Origin of the sequence: Aquimarina aggregata (assembly GCF_001632745.1) — a bacterium.
GTDB classification, from domain to species: domain Bacteria; phylum Bacteroidota; class Bacteroidia; order Flavobacteriales; family Flavobacteriaceae; genus Aquimarina; species Aquimarina aggregata.
In genome coordinates, this window is the sequence record NZ_LQRT01000046.1 from 560,819 (window position 1) to 567,233 (window position 6,415).

At 33.2% G+C, this 6,415-nt stretch carries 4 protein-coding genes; 2 read left to right on the forward strand and 2 right to left on the reverse strand.

What is annotated here, in order from left to right; genetic code table 11:
- Window positions 1-411 precede the first annotated feature (411 nt).
- On the reverse strand, window positions 412-3,378 hold the full coding sequence (locus AWE51_RS23275; RefSeq protein WP_082832579.1) for a carbohydrate-binding protein: 2,967 nt from the start codon (window positions 3,376-3,378) through the stop codon (window positions 412-414).
- 289 nt (window positions 3,379-3,667) lie between these two features.
- On the opposite strand from AWE51_RS23275, the gene AWE51_RS23280 reads away from it, so the two are divergent.
- On the forward strand, window positions 3,668-3,889 hold the full coding sequence (locus tag AWE51_RS23280; protein ID WP_066318930.1) for a hypothetical protein: 222 nt from the start codon (window positions 3,668-3,670) through the stop codon (window positions 3,887-3,889).
- A gap of 91 nt (window positions 3,890-3,980) precedes the next feature.
- The gene (locus AWE51_RS23285; protein ID WP_066318933.1) at window positions 3,981-4,418 is read left to right on the forward strand and encodes a hypothetical protein; all 438 of its coding nucleotides are present in this window, start codon (window positions 3,981-3,983) and stop codon (window positions 4,416-4,418) included.
- Window positions 4,419-4,432: 14 nt separating this feature from the next.
- Here the strand turns inward: AWE51_RS23285 and AWE51_RS23290 are convergent.
- Window positions 4,433-6,415 (reverse strand): T9SS type B sorting domain-containing protein (locus tag AWE51_RS23290; protein ID WP_157766206.1); only part of this gene is annotated, 1,983 nt, incomplete at its 5' end.

Sequence of the window (6,415 nt, forward strand, 5' to 3'; positions counted from 1 at the left end):
ATGAATAATTCCTTACTTTCAAAATTTAAGACTAGATTTATTATTGATAAAGTTTGAAATTTAACCAATTAACCATGCTAATCTCCTTGAAACAACTAGACAAAAACTGGACAAAGTGAATTATTATTTTGAAAAAAACGAACTACGGGTTTATTTTCTTAAAAAGAAACTACAATTAGTTTAATTAGTACAACGTATTATAAATTTATCAATTACCTCGTATGAAGAATGCACATTCGAATGCTATTTTACAAAACACAAATCCTTTCCTGAGATTATTATTTAATAAATAAAAATATTCTTATCAAGAATCAAAAGTTTGTTATTGATTTTCATTTAAACAGAACAGCAAAACATATCTAAAATGTTTTGCTGTTCTGTTTAAACTATCTCTAAATCTAATTAATTAGATTATTTTATAATTTCAAAAGCAAGAATACCTTTTATACTTAACTTGGATCCTTTACCAGCCGTAAGGCTATTTTGATTATCCTCATTTACCTGTAATAAACCACTGTTATGAGCTTTTAATGTAAATTGTATTTCTCCTATTTTTTGCCAGGTAAATTTTTCCCAATCTTGAGGTTCACCACTATGTGATGCGATAACAGGAATACCGTCTTGATTTAATCGTGCAGAAAAAAGTTTATTCGTAGCCATAGATTTTATAGCTACAACGTTTCCACTTACACTCAATACAGTAAAACGTTCTTTTTCTCCTATTGCATCTGCTGTAGCAGCAATATTTTCTCCTTGCACAGATAAATACTTTCCTACGCCAGATTTTATCGCCATAATTTGACCTAATGGTATTCCTATCTTTTTACCTTTAGCTATATCTCTTAAACGTCTTGCTCGATCTTTAGGAGTTTCGGTACTTCCTCCAGAAGCCTTGGGTACTGCTGCACTAACACTACCACTTTTTTCTAAAGGATGTGCTTTTTTACTAGAAGGAACATCATCACTAGAAAAACGCAGCCAATTTAAGTTATATAGATTTTTTCCTTTTCCTTTAAAAAGACAATATATATCTTTTATTCCTTCTGCTTTTCCTGTTATGGGAGCAGAAACTAGTTTCCATTTTTTCCACCCACCTGTATTTGGTATTTTAATACTTACTAATACAGGACCTGTAAGAGAATCTATACGAATTTCTAATATTCCATCTTGGGATACACCACTACTTGCAAGAGCTTTCATGGTTTTTAATTTTCCTTTTCCGAAATCAACACCTGCGTACTTCAACCATCCACCGTCATTAATATACCCTACTTGGTTTCCAAGAGGCTGATCCCCTTCTACCGGAGTAATACGAGCATTATCAATACCACTATGTTTATCTATCTGTATTATATCTCCCGCTTTAACAATTGGATTTTGTTTTTTATTAGCAACAGGAACTTTCTTTGTTTTTGTGGTTGAGATATTGGTATTTGTATATCCCTTTTCTAATGGGTGGGCTTCAAGACTGCTAGGAACTGAACTTGACGTGAACCGAATCCAATTTATATTGTATAGATTAGCACCGTCTCCTTTAAAAGTACAAACAATATCTTTTACTCCATTGGTTTGCTCTGTAAACGGAACACTTATTAATTTCCATTTGTTCCAACCTCCTGTATTTTCAATATCCATAGAGGCTAGAATAGGACCATCTTTAGCATCCAGACGCAACTCCAAAGTTCCTCCACGTTCTCCGGCTGATACCATGGCTTTAAAGTCTTTTAAATTACCTTCTCCAAAGTCAACGCGATCGTATTTAATCCACCCTTTATCATCTATATGCCCAACCTGAAACCCTTTTGGTTGTGGTTTCTGTGTTGGACTGATTCGTGCATTTTCAATACCATTATGTTCATCAATCTGAATAATTTCTCCAATTTTAGCAATTCCCTCTCCTCTTTTCTTAGGAATTCTCAATAATTCTTCTTCCGTTAATTTATTTTTTACAGATGGTTTTGGGGCTTCTTGTAATTCGTAAGCTAAAGTGTTATTACTTTCTGGAACATCCCCTGCAGAAAACTTAATCCAGTTTACATTAAAAAGATAAGAATCTTTTCCTTTAAATACACAAACAATGTCCTTAACCCCTTGCGTTGTTCCCGTAAATTTACCTGTAAAAGTTTTCCACGTATTCCAGCTACCTGTATTTTCTATAGTTACTGAAGCCAGTAAAGGTCCATCTTGATTACCAGTCCTAAGTTCTAGTACGCCACCACTATTTTCACTAGAGGCACGTACTTTTAACTCTTGTAAGGATCCATCTCCAAAATTAACACGATCAAATTTAACCCATCCATTATTTTCTATATAATCAAGTTGAAAACCTCGAGGTTGATTTCCTTGAACAATAGATACTTTAGCTTTTTCAATACCATTATGCCTATCTATTTGGATAATATCTCCTGCTTTAGGAGTTCCAACACCTCGTAACGTAGGTTTCACAGGAATTATAGTTCCGTCTTCGTTAAATTCCATTTTATCCACGCACATAGAACGTAATCTATTATTATCACTAATAGACCAATCATGATAGAATAAATACCACTGACTTTTATATTCTACAAACGAATGATGATTAGTTCCATTTCCGATATTTTCCATAGCTACGCCCTTATATTCAAAAGGACCGATCGGGTTATCGGCAATCGCATATTCTATCTGATAATTATTATCACCTATTCTGGCATAGGTAAAATAATAAATATCATTACGCTTAAATAGAAAAGAAGCTTCTCGATATCCTTTATAAACAATACCTTCTACATCTTTGGCCTTACCCTTAATTTCAATCATATTATCTTTAAGTTCTACTACTTTAAGAGCTCCTTTACCATTACCGCCTCCATAATACAAATATGCCTTACCATCATCATCTACAAATAATCCAGGATCAATCCCTTGTATACCTTTAATATAATGACTTACTTGTTTAAAAGGTCCTGTTGGACTTTTAGAAGTTGCAACTCCAATGCGCCTAAATGCACTTTTATCTGCAGGAACACCAGGATAATAGTAGTAATATGTACCATCTTTATAAATACAATCTGGGGCCCACATACCATATTGATCTTTTCCTCCCCATGGTACTTCATTTTGATCCATGATTACTCCATGGTCTTTCCAATTCACCATATCTTCTGTAGAGAACATGTGATAATCTGGCATACAAAACCCATTAGAGCCTTGTAATTCATTGCACACATCAACGTCATGAGATGGGTACACATAAAGTTTACCATCAAAAACACGTGCCGTTGGGTCGGCTGTATACATATGTGTTACTATTGGATTTTGTGCTATTGCAATATTGATAAAAATCATAAAGCATATCACAGGAGAAAACATTTTAAAAAAGAAGTTATTCGGTAATTTCATATGCGCTTTTTTTTGTAAAAATAATATCTTTCAAAGCATACTTTTGAAATGAATATGCTAATCTATATCATAAATGGTTAATAATACTCATCTATAATTAAATAAGAATATATATAAAGTTAGCCTTTTTTTAAAGTAATATTGAATTCAAAAAAATATTTATCAGCTTTAAATAACATAGATTTTTTAACCTCTAGAAATCAAAAAACACATAAACATTAGTTAATTTTGTTTAACCATTTTTAATAAAAGATAAACATTTTATATATTTATAGAAAATTAAGTAGTTATGGAGTTAATATTGGAAGCAATAGAGTTTGAAAAAAGAAAAATGAGTAATATGAGTACGAGTGATCGGGTATCTGCATCAAGAGAAGCTAAATCGCTTATATTACGGATTAATGAAATCTACAAGCAATCAAAAGATTCAAATCTTATGGATTTGATGAAACGTCTTACAGAAAAGAAAAGAAAAATTGAAAAAAGACTTAAAGGGACACCTTTGGTTTGATACGATAAAATATCATATTTATCAAAATAGTTTTGATAAAGCTTTTACATTAAATTATATCTCATAATTTTAAAAAAACGTATAGTCTTAAATGATTTTAGAAACTACCTATACAGATAAAAAAACTGATAAAATCATAAATGAGCTTGTTGGTAAACGTTTTTCATTTTTTCAAATTGTAAAAATGAAAGGTATTGGTTCTAAAAGAATGATTATAGATCAGGTCAGCCCTAATTTAAATACTTATATAAATTCGGTATCAGACTTGAGTTATGCTAATATAGAATTGCGACCAGGGGGAATACTTTTAGCCATCAATAAGGGTTTAAGAAATTTCACTTGGGTGATACCATACTATCAGTTTTATATGTACAAAACAAATGGTATAAGTATTCATGCCCAAGGGAAATTTGTTCACTTTAAAAAGAATCAAACCCATAAAGAAAACACTTCCTTTTTTGAAAAACTACATCAACTTAAAGTAGCATATGACCTAAGATTTCCACATATTGATTCTATTGATATATAGACATCTACAACATCCTATCTATTTATATAAATATATCCTGTTTCTTGTTTTAAAAGGTTATTATTATTTATGTATTCTATAACATAATAATATGTTCCTACGGGTAATTCATCATTTTTTGAAATGGTAGTTCGCCCATTACTAAATCCTTTAAAAAATTCTGATCCAGGTTGCTCATAACTATCTTCTTCAAATACTACAACCCCCCATCTATTATATATCCTTAAAGTATTAGTAGGAAAATCACTTAACCCAATAATTCGAAATTCATCATTCATTCCATCTCCGTTAGGACTTATACCAGTGAAAATGGCTAAATCATCTTTTATTGGAATACGAGTGATTGTTTCATCTTCTGGATCTCCATCATCATCAAGATCTATATCTGTAGTATCAGATCTATCATCTGATAAATCAATCACATCATTACCATTTAAATCTTGCCCAATAACCATTGCTTGATTAGAAACTGTACCTCGAACAATATCATCTTCTGTTAGTTCATATTGCCCCGTAAAAGCCGTTGTGTTTTCTTCTCCTGCGACTAAATCGATTGGACCTCCAATTATTCTAATACCAGGTAGGGGATCTGAAAGAATTATATTTGTAATATCGATATTTCCAGTATTCTCTACTGTAAAAGTATATCGAATTTCATCCCCTGCATTTGGAAGATCGTCATTATTTGCATCAACGTATATTCCCGTTTTTCTTAAATCTAAATTTGCAATACTAGCATTAATCACGGTAATTGTTATTGTAGCATCATCACAAACAACAGGTTCTGCTATACTACATAATGTATAGGTAATACTGTAATTACCAGATGGAGTATTAGGTAAGACTAGTACTTCTCCTGTTAAAACATCAAGACTAACATTATCGTTTGGATTAGTATCTACTATCGAAGTAATTTCAACATCTACTCCTAACATAACACTATTACCATTAAGGAGATCATTATCATCTACTACATTAATAGAGTTCCCACCTATATCTCCAGTTACACTAACATTATCATCATTAGCAATTACAACATCATTTAATACTTCTACGTTAAAAGTACATGTAATTGCATTTCCCGCTCCATCTACCACTTCGAATATATTTGTTGTTATTCCTATCGGAAAAGCTGAACCAGATGGTAAACCTGCTATTTGATTTATAGTGATTACTGAGCAATTATCTGTACCTATAGGAGAAGCATATGTAATTACTGCTGTAGATAATCCTGAATCAACATTCTGTGTGATATCTTCTGAACATGTTATTATTGGATCAATCGTATCATTAATGGTAATGGTTTGGGTAACATTGATGCTGTTTCCTGCGGCATCCGTAACACTATAGGTTCGGGTGATCTCTTCCGGATTACTGCTTCCATCACTCACATCACTGACAAAAGCTACTGTAGGGGTACCACAGTTATCTGCCTCATCAGTCACTACAGTAATATCAGGTGTAGGTGCAGTACATTGGGCAGTAATTGCTGCGGGATTACTCGCGGTAGGATCAGTTGTATCATTAATGGTAATGATCTGAGTTACATTGATACTGTTCCCTGCGCCATCGGTAACACTATAGGTTCGGGTAATCTCTTCTGGATTGCTGTTCCCATCACTCACATCACTGACAAAAGCTACTGTAGCCGTACCACAATTGTCTGCCTCATCAGTCACTACAGTCACATCGGGTGCAGGTGCACTACATTGTACATTGATTGCTGCCGGATTACTAGCAGTAGGGTTGGTTGTATCATTAATGGTAATGGTTTGGGTAACATTGATACTGTTCCCTGCGGCATCCGTAACACTATAGGTTCGGGTAATCTCTTCTGGATTGCTGTTCCCATCACTCACATCACTTACAAAAGCTACTGTAGTCGTACCACAGTTATCCGCCTCATCAGTCACTACTGTCACATCAGGTGCAGGTGCAGCACATTGTGCATTGATTGCTGCGGGATTACTAGCAGTAGGATCAGTCGTATCATTAAT